This window comes from Rhizobacter sp. OV335 (genome assembly GCF_900142965.1).
Classification (GTDB): domain Bacteria; phylum Pseudomonadota; class Gammaproteobacteria; order Burkholderiales; family Burkholderiaceae_C; genus Rhizobacter.
The window spans coordinates 130,480-145,703 of record NZ_FRCQ01000013.1 but is presented as its reverse complement, the minus strand read 5'-3'; the positions used below and the strand labels follow the sequence as shown (position 1 = coordinate 145,703).

The window sequence follows — 15,224 nt, the reverse complement described above, 5'->3', positions numbered from 1 at the left end:
TCAGTGCTCCGTCCCCAGGTACGCCGCGCGCACCGCCTCGCTCGCCTGCACCTCGGCCGGCGTGCCCTGCATCAGCTGCGTGCCGAACTCCATCACGACGATGCGGTCGCTGACGTCCATCACCAGGTCCATGTCGTGCTCGACCAGCAGGATCGACAGCCCCTCGGCGCGCAACTGCCGCAGCACCTCGGCCAGCGCCCGCTTCTCCTGGTGGCGCAACCCGGCGGCCGGCTCATCGAGCAACAGCAGCGACGGATCAGCGCTCAGCGCCCGCGCGATCTCCATCAGTCGCTGCGGCCCGAGCGCCAGGTTGCCGGCCAGCTCATCCGCGCGGTCGGCCATGCCGATGCGCTGCAACTGGCGCTCGGCCTCGCGCAGCAGGCGGCGCTCTTCGGCGCGGTCGAGCCGCAGCATCGCCGCCACCACGCCGCGCTGTCCGCGCCGGTGCGCGCCGAGTGCGACGTTCTCCAGCACCGTCATCTCGGGCACCATCTTCACGTGCTGGAAGGTGCGCGACACGCCGCGCCGTGCGATGCCGCGCGACGGCAGCCCGTCGATGCGCTCGCCGCGCAGCCGCACCTCCCCGCGCGTCAGCGGCAGCACACCACTCACCAGGTTGAAGGTGGTCGACTTGCCGGCACCGTTCGGCCCGATCAGCCCGACGATCTCGCCGGCCCGCACCTGGAAGCTGACGTCGTTCACCGCGACCAGCCCGCCGAACTCCTTGCGCACCGATTGCACGTCCAGCACCAGCTCGCCGTGCGGCGGGCGCACGGCCTCGGGCAGCGGCGCCGCATCGGCCCAGTCGCGCTGTCGGGCGCGCCGCGGCAGCCGCGCCACCACCGCGGCCCACAGCCCGTCGCGCGCGTACTGCAGCACCAGCACCAGCAGCACGCCGAACACGATCACCTCGTAGCTGCCGCTGCCGCCGAGCAGCCGCGGCAGCAGCACCTGCAGCTGGTCTTCCAGCAGCTTCACGACGGCCGCACCGGCCAGCGCACCCCACACCTGGCCGACGCCGCCGATCACCGCCATGAAGAGGTACTCGATGCCCATCTTCAGCCCGAACGGCGACGGGTTGACGCTGCGCTGGAAGTGCGCGAACAGCCAGCCCGAGAGACTGGCCAGCAGCGCGGCCAGCACGAACACCGTGACCTTGGCGCGGAAGGTGTCGATGCCCATCGCCTCGGGCATCGTGCTGCCGCCCTTCAGCGCCCGCAGCGCGCGGCCGCTGCGCGAATCGAGCAGCTGCGTGGCGGCCAGCGCCGCCAGCAGCACCAGCGCCCACAGCAGGTAGAAGAAGCTGCGCCCGGTGTTCAGCGGCACCCCGAAGAAACCGATCGGCGCGATGCCCAGCAGGCCGTCGTAGCGGCCCAGCGCCTCCAGGTTGCCGAACAGGTAGTACAGGCTCAGGCACCACGCGATCGTCGCGAGCGGCAGGTAGTGGCCCGACATGCGCAGCGTGATCCAGCCCAGCACCAGCGCGGCCAGCGCCGTCAGCGCCAGACCGCCGAACACCGCGAGCCATGGCGACCAGCCGAGGTTCAGCGTCAGCCAGGCGCTGCTGTACGCACCGATGCCGACGAAGGCCGCCTGGCCGAACGACGTGAGCCCCGCGATGCCGGTCAGCAGCACCAGCCCGATCACGACCAGCGCGTACAGCCCGATGTAGTTCAGCTGCGTGATCCAGAACTCCGGCACCGGCAACTGCGGCAGCAGCGCCAGCGCGGCGGCGAACGCGAGCAGGCACCAGCGGCTACTCGTCATCGGGCGCGCCATGCGTGAAGCTGCGCCACAGCAGCACCGGCAGGATCATCGTGAAGACGATCACCTCCTTGTAGGCGCTGGCCCAGAACGAGCCGAACGATTCGAGCCAGCCGACGAACAGCGCGCCGGCCGCCGCACCCGGGTAGCTCGCGAGCCCACCGAAGATCGCCGCGACGAAGCCCTTCAGCCCGATCAGGAAGCCGGTGTCGTAGAACATCGTCGTGGTCGGGCCGATCAACAAGCCGGACAGCGCGCCGATGAACGCGGCGAGGCCCATGCTCCAGCGCCCGGCGCCATCCGTCGAGATGCCCATCAGCCGCGCGCCCAGCCGATTCACCGCCGTCGCGCGCAAGGCCTTGCCGCGCAGCGTGCGGCCGAAGAACAGCCACAGCCCGACGATCAGCGCGGCCGAGACGAGGAAGATGATCAGCGCCTGCCCCGACAGCATCAGCGGCCCGGCCTGGAAGCGCTCGTCCCAGAAGCTCGGGTTGCGAAAGCCCTCGGCGCCGAAGAACAGCAGCCCGAGGCCGGTCAGCGCGAAATGCACGCCGACCGAGACGATCAGCAGCACCAGCACCGATGCATCGGCGAGCGGCCGGTACGCGAGCCGGTAGACCAGCGGACCGAGCGGCGTGACGATCGCGAGCGTCAGCAGGCTTTGCAGCAGCAGCGGCAACTGGCGCGGCGCGGCCCACAGCGCAAGCAGCGTCACCACGGCCGGCACGGCCAGCGACAGCGCGGCGTCGCGCACGATGCGGCCGGCCGACTGGCCTTCGCGCACCGCGCCGAACGCATCGCGCAGCGCGGCCAGCACGGCCAGGATCCCGAGCAGCCACACGGTGCCGGGCAGCTTGCCCATCTGCAGCATCGCGAGCGTCAGCGCGCCGTACGCGACGAACTCGCCCTGCGGGATGAAGATGACCCGCGTGACCGCGAACACCAGCACCAGCGCGAGCGCCAGCAGCGCGTAGACCGCACCGCTGGTCGCGCCGTCGAGCAGCAGGATGCCCGCGATCGAGAGGTCCATCAGTGAAGGTTCAACGTCACTTGACGACTTCCCAGTCGCCGTTGACGACCTTCAGCAGCACGCCGGTGTCGGGCGTGAAGCCGAAGTGATCGGCCGCGGTGTAGTTCAGCACGCCCTGCGACACCGGGATGCGGCCGGCCGTCTCCAGCGCCTCTTTCAGCGCGGCGCGGAATTCCTTCGTGCCAGGCTTGGCCTTCTTCAGCGCCATCGGGATGATCTTCTCGAGCACGATCGCCGCGTCGAACGCGTGCGCGCCGAACTGGTTCGCGCTCTTCGGGCCGAACGCCTTCTCGTACTGCTCGATGAAGCGCACGCCGATCGCCTTGCTCGGGTTGCTGTCGGGCAGCTTGGTCGCCACCAGCGCCGGGCCGGACGAGACGAACGAGCCCTCGACGTCCTTGCCGCCGACGCGGATCAGGTCGAGCGTCGCCGCGCCGTGCGTCTGGTAGATCTTGCCCTTCGGGTAGCCACGCTCGACCAGGCCCTTGTGCGGCATCGCCGCGCCACTGCCAGAGGCTGCCACCAGGATCGCGTCCGGGTTCGTGCCGACCAGCTTCAGCGCCTGGCCGGTGATGCTGGTGTCGGCGCGTGCGAAGCGTTCGACGCCGACGTTCTTGATGCCGGCCGCGGTGGCCTGCGCGGTGATGTCCTTCAGCCAGGCCTCGCCGTACGCATCGGCGTAGCCGACGAAGCCGAAGGTCTTCACGCCGGTCTTCTTCCAGTGCTCGACGATCGGGATCGCCATCACCGCGGTCGACTGCGGCAGCCGGAAGGTCCAGGCACCCTTGCCTTCGGGCAGCGGGATCGGCGACAGCGCCAGTTGCACCGTCTGCGCCTCGGCGGCCACGTCCGACATCGCGATCGCGATCGGCGTCGCCGACGACCCGACGATCAGGTCGACCTTGTCCTCGGTGACGAAGCGGCGCGCGTTCTTGACGCCGACGGTCGGGTCGGTCGCGTCGTCGAGCACGATCACGTTGAGCTTCTCGCCGGCGATCGTGGTCGGCCACAGGCTGATGCCGTTCTTGCTCGGGATGCCGAGCGCCGAGGTCGGGCCGGTCAGCGGGACGCTGACGCCGATCGTCACGTCGGCTTGTGCGCCGGCCGCGAGGGCGGCCAGTGCGGCGGTGGCCAGCCAGGTCTTCAGGTGCTTCATGGGGGTGTCTCCGTTCGGGGGCGTGATTCTGTCTGGCACAGTGCGCGGATGTCGTCCGGCACCGCAATGGACTTCAATTTGCCGGTGGCGTCGCGGGTCACGAAGATGCGCGTCTCGCGGCCTTCGCAGACCAGCTCGCCGTCGCGCGTGACGCGGTGCCGCTGCACGAACACCTTGCCACGCCATTCCTCGACGCAGGTCTCGATGGTGATCGTCTCGCCGTAGGTGACCGACTGCAGGAAGCGGGTGTGGATCTCCAGCAGCGGCGTGCCGACGATGCCGCGCGTCTGCTCGAGCACGCGCCACGGCGGCACGCCGCACTGCATGAAGAACGACAGCGAGGCCGCGTCCATCCAGCGCGAGAAGTTCGGGAAGAAGACGATGCCGGCCGGGTCGCAATCGCCGAAGTTCACGGCCACCGTGTGCGTCGTGGTGCGGGATTCGCTCATGACCTGGCGGGAAGGAAGAGGCCCGGTGCGCTGCCGTCGTGCAGTTGCTCGACCAGCGCGGCGCGGCAGGCCAGCACCGCGCGCTGGTTGATCGAACCCTTGTCCGTCACCTCGCCGCGGTCGATCGCCGGCGGCTCGACCAGCAGCAGCGCACGGGCGACGCGCGTCGCGCTGCCGGTGCCGGCGTCGTGCAGCGCGTCGATCCAGCGCTGGAAGAACGCGCGCACCGGCGCGGCGGCCAGCACCTCGGCCAGCGGCGCGTCGGCCGCGAGGCCGGCGAGCGCACGGCAGCGGTCGGCGCGCGGGAACACCAGCAGGCCGATCTCGCCGCGGTTCAGCCCGGTGACGACCACGTCCTGCACGCAAGGGTCGCCGACCGTGATGGCCCGCACGCGCAGCGGCCCGACCGACACGAAGGTGCCGGTCGCGAGCTTGAAGTCCTCGGCGATGCGGCCGTCGAACGCGAGGCCGCGCTGCGGGTCGGCCGGGTCGACCAGGCGCACCGCATCGCCGCTCGCGTAGAAGCCGTCGTCGTCGACATGCCCGGCCGACGCCAGCCGCCAGTAGCCCGGCGTGACGTTCGGGCCGCGGTAGCGCAGCTCGGTCTTGTCGCCGCTCGGCACCAGCTTCAGCGTGATGCCGGGCGCCGGCAGGCCGATGTGGCCGGAGCGCACGTCGCCGCCGTTGGCGCAGATCGCGAACGGCGAGGTCTCGGTCATGCCGAGCCCCGTCAGCATGCGGATACGCTCGCCGCAGGTGGCCTCGGCCAGCCGGTCGAGCTGGTCCCACACCGGCTGCGACAGCCCGGCGCCGGCGAAGAAGAACATCTGCACGCGGCTGAACAGCGTGTCGCGCAACGCGGCGTCGTGCTCCAGCGCATTGGCGATCTCCTCGAAGCCCTTCGGCACGTTGAAGTAGACGGTGGGCGCGATCTCGCGCAGGTTGCGCAGCGTGGGGCCGATCAGCGCCGGCGTCGGCTTGCCGTCGTCGATGTACAGCGTGCCGCCGTTCCAGATCGTCAGGCCGACGTTGTGGTTGCCGCCGAAGGTGTGGTTCCACGGCAGCCAGTCGACCAGCACCGGCGGCGTCTCGCCGAGGCACGGGAAGCACTGCAGGATCATCTGCTGGTTGCTGCACAGCATGCGCTGCGTGTTGATCACGCCCTTGGGCGCCTGCGTCGAGCCGGAGGTGAACAGGATCTTCGCGATGGTGTCGGGGCCGACGCGGGCATGCGCCTCGTCCACCGCGTCGGTGGGCGTGGTCGCGAGCAGGTCGGCGAAGTGCAAGGCGTGCCGGCCGTCGACGGCGCCGCCGGTCAGCGCGAGCGGCGTGCCGGGCGGCAACGCGGCGTCGATCGCCCTGGCGTAGGCGCCTCCGTTCGACGCGAACACCAGCCCCGGCGTCAGCAGCCCGAGGATGTGGCGCAGCTTGGCGTGGTCCTGCGACAGCAGCGAGTACGCCGGCGAGATCGGCGCGCACGGCACGCCGGCCCACATCGCGCCAAGCGTCAGCAGCAGGTGTTCCAGGTCGTTGTCGGAGAGGATCGCGAGAGGACGCTCCGGGCCGAGGCCGATGTCGAGCAAGGCCTGCGCGATGCTGCGCGCGCCGTGCACCGCGTCGCGGTAGCTGAGGTGGCGCCAGGTGCCGGTGGCATCGCGCTTGGCGGCCAGCGTGCGCTCGGGCACCCGTGCGGCCCAGTGCTGCAGGCGATCGGTCAGGCGCTGCGGGTGTGGCTGCAGCGGCTCGGTCGATTCGATGCGCAGGCTGCCGTCGTCGCCTGGCGTGAAGCGGGCTGCCAACGAGCCGCCGAGCGCAACCGACCGGTAGCGCGGCACCGTCATGACTTCAAGACCTTGCCCGCCTTGCCGTCGAGGAAGTCGCGCATGCGCTGCTTGGCCGCATCGTCGGCCTGCGCGATCGCGGCCATCAGCGATTCGGTGAACAGCCCGGCCGCCTGGCCCTGCTCGGCGATGCGCGGCAGCGCGTGCATCACCGCGAAGTTCGACAGCGGCGCGTTCGACGCGATCTTGCGGGCGAGTTCGAACGCAGTCGCGAGGCCTTGCCCGTCGTCGACCAGGTACTGCGACAGGCCGATGCGCTGGCCTTCGTCGGCATCGTGCACGCGGCCGGTCAGCATCATGTCGCTCATGCGGGCGACGCCTATCAGCCGCGGGATGCGGGCCGAGCCGCCACCGCCGACGAACAGCCCGCGCTGGCCCTCGGGCAGGCCGTAGAAGCTGCTGCGCTCCGCCACGCGGATGTGGGCCGAACTCGCGAGCTCGAGCCCGCCGCCGACGACCGCGCCGTGCAGCACCGCGACCACCGGCACGCGGCCGAACTGGATCTGCTCGAAGGCCGCGTGCCAGGCCCGCGAGTGGAGGATGCCATCGGCAGCGCTGCGCTCGCCGAGTTCGGAGAGGTCAAGTCCGGCGCAGAAATGCGCACCCTCGCCGCTCAGCACCGCGGCGCGCACGCTGCCGTCGAAGCTGCTGAAGACGCGCAGCAGTTCGGCGATCAGCGCATCGTTCAGCGCATTGCGCTTGGCGGGACGGGTCAGGCGGACGTGGGCGACCGGGCCGTCGTTGGAAACGTTCAACAAGGAGCTGCTCACGGCGGGTGCTTGAAGCCTGGACAGTTATGAGTCTTAAACAAACGACGCCGAGGCACAGCAGGGAATACCCCTCAATACGTCTCGACGTGGAAGCGCCCTTCGTCGACCAGGCGCTGGTGCAGCGGCGGCCAGTCCAGCCCCGCCGCCGCGCAGATGTCGGAAAGCGCCTCCAGCACGCCGGTCTCCATGCCCTTCAGCCCGCACAGGTAGATGCAGGTGTCGCCACGCAGCAGCTCGACGACGTCGGCCGCGCGCTCGCGCAGCACATCTTGCACGTAGCGCCGCGGCTGCCCCGGCACGCGCGAGAACGCGAGCGAGGTGTCGATGAACGAGGCCGGCAGCTTGGTCAGCGGTCCGAAGTACGGCAGCTCCTCCGGCCGGCGCGCACCGAAGAACAGCATCAGCCTGGCGTAGACCGGCTTGCCCGCTGCCATCAGCCGGCGCCGGTGCTCGGTCATCGCCCGCATCGGCGCCGCGCCGGTGCCGGTGCACACCATCAGCAGGTTCGAGCCCGCATGGTTGGGCATCAGGAAGCGGTCGCCGAACGGGCCGCAGACCTGCACCGTGTCGCCCTTGCGCAGGTCGCACAGGTAGTTCGAGGCAACGCCGCGCACCGGCTGCCCGTCGTGGTCGCTGGTCACCCGCTTCACCGTCAGCGAGACGTTGTTGTAGCCCTCGCGCTCGCCGCTGCGCGGGCTGGCGACCGAGTACATGCGCAGGTAGTGCGGCCTGCCGGCGGCATCGGTGCCGGGCGGCGCGATGCCGATGGCCTGGCCTTCGAGCAGCGGAAAGAACTGCGTGCCGAAGTCGAGCACCAGGTGGTGGATGTCGCCTTCGGCATCGGCCGCGGTCAGCCGGAAATTGCCGGCCACCGTCGCCTGCACCGGCTTCTTCAGCGTGTGCAGGTTCAGGTACGGGTGCGCGGCCGACCACGGTGGCCTCGGCGAACTCGGCGACACCGCGGCATTCGCCTGCGGCGGCACGTCGACCGACGGCGGCGCACCGACCTCCGCCGGGTCCTGCGCGAGCGCCGGCACCGCCTGCTTCGGCGGCAGCTCGTCCCAGCCGAACTGGGCCTCGATCGAATAGGCCGCCGCCTTCGGCACCGGGTGCCAGTGGTCGATGCTGCCGGTGGGGCACGGCGACACGCAGGCCTGGCAGCCGTTGCAGATGGCCGCGTCGACGACGTAGTTGCGGTCGTCGTGCGTGATCGCATCGACCGGGCAGGTCTCCTCGCAGGTGTTGCAGCGGATGCAGACCTCGGGGTCGATCAGGTGCTGCTGGATGAAGACGACGGGGTCCATCACATCCTCAGTTGAAGCGCACGTACTCGAAATCGGCCGGCTGCTTGTTGATGCCGATCGGCGGCGGCGCGATCCAGTTCGCGTACTTGCCGGGCTCGACCACGCGGCCCATCAGCGACGCGACGTAGGCACGGTCTTCCTCGCTCGCGAGCCAGTCGCGCACATGAGCCTGCCACTCGATCTCGCCGATCACGCGGCCGTCGGGGCTGACGCGCAGCCCGGCGAAGCTGCCGATGTGGCGGTTGAAGGCCTTGTGCGGCACGCCGAGCCGGAACGCGAGCCCGGCCTTCTCGATCACCTTGTTCCAGCGGTTCACGCCGGCCGACGAATCGCGGATGTAGTCGTCGCGCAGCACCTCGTTCAGCGCGTTCAGCATCGGCACCTCCTTGTCGACCAGCACGCCGTCGCGCACGTCGAGGATCTTGTAGTGGGCGCCCTTCAGCACGTGATCATCGGCGCGCTTGCCTTCTTCGTAGCGGCCCTTCAGGCCCGAGCTGTAGAAGATCGCCGCGTTGCTCGACTGGTCGGCACCGAACAGGTCGATGGTCACGCTGTAGTGGAAGTTCAGGTAGCGCTGGATCGTCGGCAGGTCGATCACGCCGTGGCGGCGCAACTCGCCCGGGTCCTCGAGGCCGGTCTGCTTCATCACCTCGCAGGTGCGCTGGATCACGCGCGACACGCCGGATTCGCCGACGAACATGTGGTGCGCCTCTTCCGTCAGCATGAAGCGCGTGGTGCGCGACAGCGGATCGAACGCGCTCTCGGCCAGCGCGCACAGCTGGAACTTGCCGTCGCGGTCGGTGAAGTAGGTGAACATGTAGAACGCCAGCCAGTCGGGCGTCTCTTCATTGAAGGCCCCGAGGATGCGCGGGTTGTCCTGGTCGCCGGAGCGACGCTCGAGCAGCGCCTCGGCCTCCTCGCGGCCGTCGCGGCCGAAGTGCTTGTGCAGCAGGTAGACCATCGCCCACAGGTGGCGGCCCTCTTCCACGTTCACCTGGAACAGGTTGCGCAGGTCGTACTGGCTGGGTGCCGTCTTGCCGAGGTGGCGCTGCTGCTCGACCGAGGCCGGCTCGGTGTCGCCCTGCGTGACGATGATGCGGCGCAGGTTGGCGCGGTGCTCGCCGGGAACGTCCTGCCAGGCGGCCTCGCCCTTGTGGTCGCCGAAGCCGATGCGGCGGTCGGCCTCGGGCTGCGCGAGGAAGATGCCCCAGCGATAGTCGGGCATCTTCACGTGGCCGAACTGCGCCCAGCCGTCGGGCGTGGTGCTGGTGGCGGTGCGCAGGTAGACGTCGAAGCCGTGCGAGCCGTCGGGGCCCATGTCCTGCCACCAGTTCAGGTAGTTGGGCTGCCAGTGCTCGAGCGCGCGCTGCAGCGTGCGGTCCTCCGACAGGTGGACGTTGTTCGGGATCTTGTCGGTGTAGTTGATGCTGGACATGGACTTGGTTTCGTTGCGCTGCACTTCGACAGGCTCAGTGCGAACGGAGGGTGTTCGATCGGCCTAGACGCGTTTCCAGTCGAACTGGGCCTTGTGCCCGGTGCCGTAGACCTTGAGCGCGCCGGCCTCGCCGACGGCGTTCGGGCGGTTGAAGATCCAGTTCTGCCATGCGGTCAGGCGGCCGAAGATGCGGGTCTCCATGCTCTCGGTGCCGGCGAAGCGCAGGTTGGCCTCCAGGCCGGTCAGCGCGTCGGGCGACAGGCTCGCCCGCTCCTCGACGGCGATGCGGATCTCGTCGGCCCAGTCGATGTCGTCGGGCGCCGCGGTGACGAGGCCGAGCGCGAGCGCCTCGTCGGCATCGAGCACGCGGCCCTGCGTGGCCTGCACCGCGGCGATCTCGCCGGCATCGCGGTGGAAGCGGCGCTGCAGGCGCGTCTCGCGGCTGACCATCTGCAGTGCGTCGAAGTTGAACGGCGACAGCGCGATCTTCGGCGCCGCGACGGGCTCGTCGGGCAGGGCCAGCATGTAGATGCGGTCGGCCGCGAGAGCAATCTCGAGCAGCGAGCCGGCGAAGCACGAGCCACGGTCGACCAGCGCGAACAGCGAGCGCGACGACACGTCGAGCCGCGCCAGCGTGCGGCGCAGCAGGCCGATGGTCTCGCGCACCAGCCAATGCGCCTGGTGCGCCTGCAGCGCCGCGTCCATCGCGAGCACCGCGTCGACGCTGCCCTGCGTCTTCAGCAGCCAGGTGCCGATCTCGGGTTCGTTGGTGCGCAGGTGAAGGATCACGTCGTCGAGTTCGCGGGCCATCTGCAGCGGGTACCAGGCGGCACCGGCGGCTTCGATGCCGGCGAGGTCGGCCGGCTGCGCACCAGCGGGGGCATGCACAGTCAGCGTCGCGTGGCGCGCGGCGCGGTCGATCTGCACGTCGACGTGGCCGTAGGCGATGCCGTCCGCCGACACCTGCTTCACGAGCCGCGGCAACGGCACGCCGCGCCCGTCAGCCGGCCGGTCGCTCGACGCGGCCAGCTCGCGCGCTCGCTCCTGCACGCGCTGCGCGAAGGCCTGCGTCTTCACGGCTTCATCGACCAGGCGCCAGTCGACCGCCTTCTTGCCGCGCACGCCTTCGCTGGTGGTGCAGAAGATGTCGGCATGGTCGTGGCGCACGCGGCGCTTGTCGGTCAGGCGCGTCAGCCCGCCGGTGCCCGGCAGCACGCCGAGCAGCGGTACCTCGGGCAGGCTGACGGCCGACGAGCGGTCGTCGACCAGGATGATCTCGTCGCAGGCCGCCGCCAGTTCGTAGCCGCCGCCGGCGCAGGCGCCGTTGACGGCGGCCAGGAACTTCAGGCCGCCGTGCCGGCTGCTGTCTTCGAGCCCGTTGCGCGTCTCGTTCGTGAACTTGCAGAAGTTGACCTTCCAGCCGTGGCTGGACAGGCCGAGCATGAAGATGTTGGCGCCCGAGCAGAACACCCGCTCGCGGCCACTGGTGATGATCACGGTGCGCACCGCCGGGTGCTCGAAGCGGATGCGCTGCACCGCATCGTGCAGCTCGATGTCGACGCCGAGGTCGTAGCTGTTGAGCTTCAGCTTGTAGCCCGCGCGCAGCCCGCCGTCTTCGCTGACGCTCAGCACCAGCGTGGCGACGGCGCCTTCGACGCTCAGGCGCCAGTGGCGGTAGCGGTCCGGATGGGTTTCGTAATCAACGGGGGCGACAGGGGCAACGACAGGCTCAGCGACAGCACTCATGGGCATCTCCAGCGAACGGCAGTATGCTGCACGCTCGGCAATAGAGATGCAATTTAGTGCATGTCACGCCGAGCGTCAACCCGCCAGCCGGATCGTGCCCCTCAATTGGTCCTGCAGGGCCACGAACGCGGTCTCCATGGTCTTGTCGCTGGTGTCGAACACCTCGTCGGCTTTCGAGTAGAAGGCCGCGCGGCTCTCGAGGATGCGCCGCAGGTCGTTCATCGCTTCGGCGTTGCCCGACATCGGGCGGGTGTCGCCCTGCGCCAGCACGCGGTTCATGTGCTCTTCGGGCGAGGCGCGCACCCACACGGTGTAGCAATGCGCCAGCAGCATGTTGAAGGTGGCCGGGTCGGAGACGACCCCGCCGGGCGTCGCGATCACCGCACGCGGGAAGCGCTGGATGCACTCTTCCAGCGCACGCCGCTCGTAGCGCCGGTAGGCCGCCGGCCCGTACAGCGAATGGATCTCGGAGACGCTGCAGCCGGCCACCGTCTCGATGTGGCGGTTCAGCTCGACGAAGGGCACGGCCCAGCTGTCGGCCAGCATCTTGCCGAGCGTGCTCTTGCCGGCGCCGCGCAGGCCGATCAGCGCGACCCGCTGGCGTCGCGCCGCCTGGCTGGCCGGCGCCCCGAACACCGAGGCCAGCGCCGAGCGCGCCTGCGCCAGCTCGGATTCGCTGCGGCCGCGCAAGATCTCGCGGATCATCAGCCACTCCGGCGAGCTGGCGGTCTCGTCGCCGACCAGCTCGGCCAGCGTGCAGTTGAGCGCCTGTGCCAGTTGGCGCAGGAACTGGATCGACGCATTGCCGACCCCCATCTCGACATTGGCCAGGTGCCGCTCCGACACGTCGGCCACCTTGGCCAGGCTCTTGCGTGTCAGGCCGCGCCGCGATCGCAGCGCACGCGTTCGCTCGCCCAGCGAGGCGAGGAATGGGTCCTTGTTGGCGGTCGGGTCGGAATCGCCTTCCGGCGCGGGCGGCGAGTTCGGGAATCGGTCCAAGGGTATGTCCGTAACGAGGTCGATCGGGACTGCTGGCTATACTGGTTTCAGTGCAACATATTGCATCAATGGCTGATTGCACTGTCCGTGAATGCATTATGCGGAGATCGCCGTGAGACGCCAGTGCGAACCCACCCCAGGGTCCATTCAGACGAAGTTGCGGCGCGGACGGTTCGGCCCCGGCGCGCTTGAGGTACAAACGCGGCCGGCCGTCCCGGCGGCCCCAGCTGTCGCGACGCGGGTGGCCTTGCAGGTCCGCCCCGGCATCCGGGCCGATTGACCGTCAGGAGAACAGCATGGCCCCGAACCTCGCCGTGGATGCGCCGCCCGAACGATTCAACATCGCAGCCCACCTGCTGCAGCGCAACGCGGGCCGCGCCGCGAAGACCGCCTACATCGATGACGACACCCGCCTCAGCTACGGCGAGCTGGCCGATCGCGTGAGGCGCTGCGCCGCCGGGCTGCTGCGCCTGGGCCTGCGCCGCGAGGACCGCGTGCTGCTGCTGATGCTGGACACGGTGGACCTGCCGGTCGCGTTCCTCGGCGCGCTGTATGCCGGCATCGTGCCGGTGCCGGTCAACACGCTGCTGCCGGCCGGCGACTACACCTACATGCTCGCGCACAGCCGGGCCCGCGCGCTCGTGGTGTCGGGCGCACTGTGGCCGGTGGCGCAGCAGGCGCTGGCGGCCCTCGATGACAAACCGGCCATCGTGATGTCCGGTGCCGCGCCCGCCGACGGCAGCATCGCCTTCAGCGCGCTGCTCGACACCCCGCCGCTCGCCGCCCCCGCCGACACGCACGCCGACGACTTCGCGTTCTGGCTCTACTCGTCCGGCTCCACCGGCAAGCCCAAGGGCACGGTGCACAGCCATGCCAACCTGTACTGGACGGCCGCGCTGTACGGCCAGCCGGTGCTCGGCGTGCGCGAGGACGACACCGTGTTCTCGGCCGCCAAGCTGTTCTTCGCGTACGGGCTCGGCAACGCGCTGACCTTTCCGCTGAGCGTCGGCGCGACCGTCGTGCTGATGGCCGAGCGGCCGACGCCGGCCGCGGTCTTCAAGCGCCTGACGCAGCACCGCCCGACCGTGTTCTGCGGCGTGCCGACGCTGTACGTCGCACTGCTCGCGAACGAGGCCCTGCCGCCGCGCAGTGCGGTCTCGCTGCGCGTCTGCGCCTCGGCCGGTGAGGCGCTGCCGCGCGAGGTCGGCGAGCGCTTCAGCAAGCACTTCGGCTGCGACGTGCTCGACGGCATCGGCTCGACCGAGATGCTGCACATCTTCCTGTCGAACCGTGCCGGCGCGCTGCGCTACGGCAGCACCGGCAAGCCGGTGCCGGGCTACGAACTCGAACTGCGCGCCGACGACGGCCGGCCGGCCGCGCCCGGCGAGATCGGCGACCTGTTCATCCGCGGCCCGAGTGCCGCGCTGCTCTACTGGAACAGCCGCGACAAGACGCGCTCGACCTTCCAGGGCGACTGGGTGCGCAGCGGCGACAAGTACGTGGTCGATGCCGACGGCTGGTACACCTACGCCGGCCGCAGCGACGACATGCTGAAGGTCAGCGGGCAGTACGTGTCGCCGATCGAGGTCGAATCGGCGCTGATGGGCCACGCGGCGGTGATGGAGTGCGCGGTGATCGGCCTGGCCGATGCGCAGGGGCTGACGAAGACGCGCGCCTATGTCGTGCCGAACCAGGGCCATGCGGTGGGCGCCGAACTCGAGGCCGCGTTGAAGGCCTTCGTGAAGACGCGGCTCGCGCCGCACAAGACGCCGCGCGAGATCGTCTTCACGACCGAGCTGCCGAAGACCGCGACCGGCAAGATCCAGCGCTTCAAGCTGCGTGCGCTGGGCGCGGCGAGCGACACCACCGCCTGACGCATGGTCGGACGCCGTTACGCCGAGCCCATCCAGTTCGCCGAACTCGCCGGGCGCGGCCAGCCGCTGCGCCTCGAATACCAATGGGTCGGCGATGCCGCGTCGACCCGGCCGGTCGTCGTGTTCCTGCACGAAGGGCTGGGCTCGCTCGCGATGTGGAAGAACTTCCCGCGCCACCTGTGCGAGGCGCACGGCCTGCGCGGCCTGGTGTATTCGCGCTACGGCTACGGCCAGTCGACGCCGAAGCCGCGCGGCGAGCGCTGGCCGGTCGACTTCATGCACACCCAGGCGCGCGAGGTGCTGCCGGCGCTGCTGCTGCAGCTCGGCGTCACGCGGCCCTGGCTGTTCGGCCACAGCGACGGCGGCAGCATCGCGCTGCTGCATGCCGCGTCGCACGCCACCGCCGGCGTGGTCGCGATGGCACCGCACATCCGCGTCGAAGACCTCAGCATCGCGAGCATCGAACGGGCCCGCAACACCTATGAAACCACCGACCTTCCGCAGCGCCTCGGGCGCTACCATGCGGACGCGGAATCGGCCTTCCGCGGCTGGAACGACATCTGGCTGGCACCCGAGTTCCGCGGCTGGACCATCGAGGACGAGCTGCCCGCAATCACCTGCCCGGTGCTGGCGGTGCAAGGCGTCGACGATGAGTACGGTACGCTGGAGCAGATCCGCGGCATCGCGCGGCGCGTGCCGCAGACGCGGCTGCTGGAGCTGGTGGAATGCGGCCATTCGCCGCACCGCGACCAGGCCGACGTCGTGATCCGCGAGGTCGGCCGCTTCATCACCGGAAGTCCTGAGACCACCGAGACCTGAACCTCAACGGAGATTGGCATGCACCTGATCAAACTGT

General features: G+C 70.0%; 12 protein-coding genes. 2 read left to right on the top strand and 10 right to left on the bottom strand.

Annotated features, from left to right (window positions below; genetic code table 11):
- From BUE42_RS15685 to BUE42_RS15640, 10 genes are all read right to left on the bottom strand, one after another.
- A complete protein-coding gene (locus BUE42_RS15685; protein WP_073466033.1) occupies positions 1-1,767 on the bottom strand; it encodes a branched-chain amino acid ABC transporter ATP-binding protein/permease in 1,767 nt (588 codons plus the stop codon).
- A complete protein-coding gene (locus tag BUE42_RS15680; protein WP_073466032.1) occupies positions 1,757-2,794 on the bottom strand; it encodes a branched-chain amino acid ABC transporter permease in 1,038 nt (345 codons plus the stop codon). Before BUE42_RS15680 ends, BUE42_RS15685 begins: the two co-directional genes overlap by 11 nt.
- A gap of 16 nt (positions 2,795-2,810) precedes the next feature.
- Complete coding sequence (locus BUE42_RS15675; RefSeq protein ID WP_073466031.1) at positions 2,811-3,950, bottom strand: ABC transporter substrate-binding protein; 1,140 nt, start codon at positions 3,948-3,950, stop codon at positions 2,811-2,813.
- The gene (locus BUE42_RS15670; protein ID WP_073466030.1) at positions 3,947-4,399 is read right to left on the bottom strand and encodes an acyl-CoA thioesterase; all 453 of its coding nucleotides are present in this window, start codon (positions 4,397-4,399) and stop codon (positions 3,947-3,949) included. Before BUE42_RS15670 ends, BUE42_RS15675 begins: the two co-directional genes overlap by 4 nt.
- Positions 4,396-6,240 (bottom strand): feruloyl-CoA synthase, encoded by a 1,845-nt coding sequence (locus BUE42_RS15665; RefSeq protein WP_073466029.1) that lies wholly within the window; start codon positions 6,238-6,240, stop codon positions 4,396-4,398. The genes BUE42_RS15670 and BUE42_RS15665 overlap by 4 nt, the downstream gene beginning before the upstream one ends.
- Positions 6,237-7,010, bottom strand: a complete 774-nt coding sequence (locus tag BUE42_RS15660) for a crotonase/enoyl-CoA hydratase family protein (protein WP_073466028.1) — start codon at positions 7,008-7,010, stop codon at positions 6,237-6,239. Before BUE42_RS15660 ends, BUE42_RS15665 begins: the two co-directional genes overlap by 4 nt.
- A gap of 71 nt (positions 7,011-7,081) precedes the next feature.
- Positions 7,082-8,314 (bottom strand): benzoyl-CoA 2,3-epoxidase subunit BoxA, encoded by a 1,233-nt coding sequence (gene boxA / locus BUE42_RS15655; protein ID WP_073466027.1) that lies wholly within the window; start codon positions 8,312-8,314, stop codon positions 7,082-7,084.
- Positions 8,315-8,321: 7 nt separating this feature from the next.
- Positions 8,322-9,749 carry a benzoyl-CoA 2,3-epoxidase subunit BoxB gene (gene boxB / locus BUE42_RS15650; protein ID WP_073466071.1) on the bottom strand — a complete coding sequence of 476 codons (1,428 nt, stop codon included), beginning with the start codon at positions 9,747-9,749 and terminating at the stop codon, positions 8,322-8,324.
- Positions 9,750-9,812: 63 nt separating this feature from the next.
- Positions 9,813-11,495: a 2,3-epoxybenzoyl-CoA dihydrolase gene (boxC, locus tag BUE42_RS15645; RefSeq protein WP_073466026.1), complete on the bottom strand. Its 1,683-nt coding sequence runs from the start codon at positions 11,493-11,495 to the stop codon at positions 9,813-9,815.
- Positions 11,496-11,570: 75 nt separating this feature from the next.
- On the bottom strand, positions 11,571-12,494 hold the full coding sequence (locus tag BUE42_RS15640; protein ID WP_073466025.1) for a helix-turn-helix transcriptional regulator: 924 nt from the start codon (positions 12,492-12,494) through the stop codon (positions 11,571-11,573).
- Positions 12,495-12,790: 296 nt separating this feature from the next.
- Here BUE42_RS15640 and BUE42_RS15635 point away from each other — a divergent pair, with 296 nt between their 5' ends.
- Positions 12,791-14,368, top strand: coding sequence for a benzoate-CoA ligase family protein (locus BUE42_RS15635; RefSeq protein ID WP_073466024.1), 1,578 nt, complete (start codon positions 12,791-12,793; stop codon positions 14,366-14,368).
- 3 nt (positions 14,369-14,371) lie between these two features.
- Positions 14,372-15,187, top strand: coding sequence for an alpha/beta fold hydrolase (locus BUE42_RS15630; RefSeq protein ID WP_073466023.1), 816 nt, complete (start codon positions 14,372-14,374; stop codon positions 15,185-15,187).
- The last annotated feature ends 37 nt before the right edge of the window (positions 15,188-15,224 follow it).

What these genes read in the sequence shown, in the direction of transcription:
- BUE42_RS15685 (WP_073466033.1), bottom strand. Translation starts at nt 1,767, where the DNA reads ATGACGAGTAGCCGCTGGTGCCTGCTCGCGTTCGCCGCCGCGCTGGCG.
- BUE42_RS15680 (WP_073466032.1), bottom strand. Translation starts at nt 2,794, where the DNA reads ATGGACCTCTCGATCGCGGGCATCCTGCTGCTCGACGGCGCGACCAGC.
- BUE42_RS15675 (WP_073466031.1), bottom strand. Translation starts at nt 3,950, where the DNA reads ATGAAGCACCTGAAGACCTGGCTGGCCACCGCCGCACTGGCCGCCCTC.
- BUE42_RS15670 (WP_073466030.1), bottom strand. Translation starts at nt 4,399, where the DNA reads ATGAGCGAATCCCGCACCACGACGCACACGGTGGCCGTGAACTTCGGC.
- BUE42_RS15665 (WP_073466029.1), bottom strand. Translation starts at nt 6,240, where the DNA reads ATGACGGTGCCGCGCTACCGGTCGGTTGCGCTCGGCGGCTCGTTGGCA.
- boxA (WP_073466027.1), bottom strand. Translation starts at nt 8,314, where the DNA reads ATGGACCCCGTCGTCTTCATCCAGCAGCACCTGATCGACCCCGAGGTC.
- boxB (WP_073466071.1), bottom strand. Translation starts at nt 9,749, where the DNA reads ATGTCCAGCATCAACTACACCGACAAGATCCCGAACAACGTCCACCTG.
- boxC (WP_073466026.1), bottom strand. Translation starts at nt 11,495, where the DNA reads ATGAGTGCTGTCGCTGAGCCTGTCGTTGCCCCTGTCGCCCCCGTTGAT.
- BUE42_RS15635 (WP_073466024.1), top strand. Translation starts at nt 12,791, where the DNA reads ATGGCCCCGAACCTCGCCGTGGATGCGCCGCCCGAACGATTCAACATC.
- BUE42_RS15630 (WP_073466023.1), top strand. Translation starts at nt 14,372, where the DNA reads ATGGTCGGACGCCGTTACGCCGAGCCCATCCAGTTCGCCGAACTCGCC.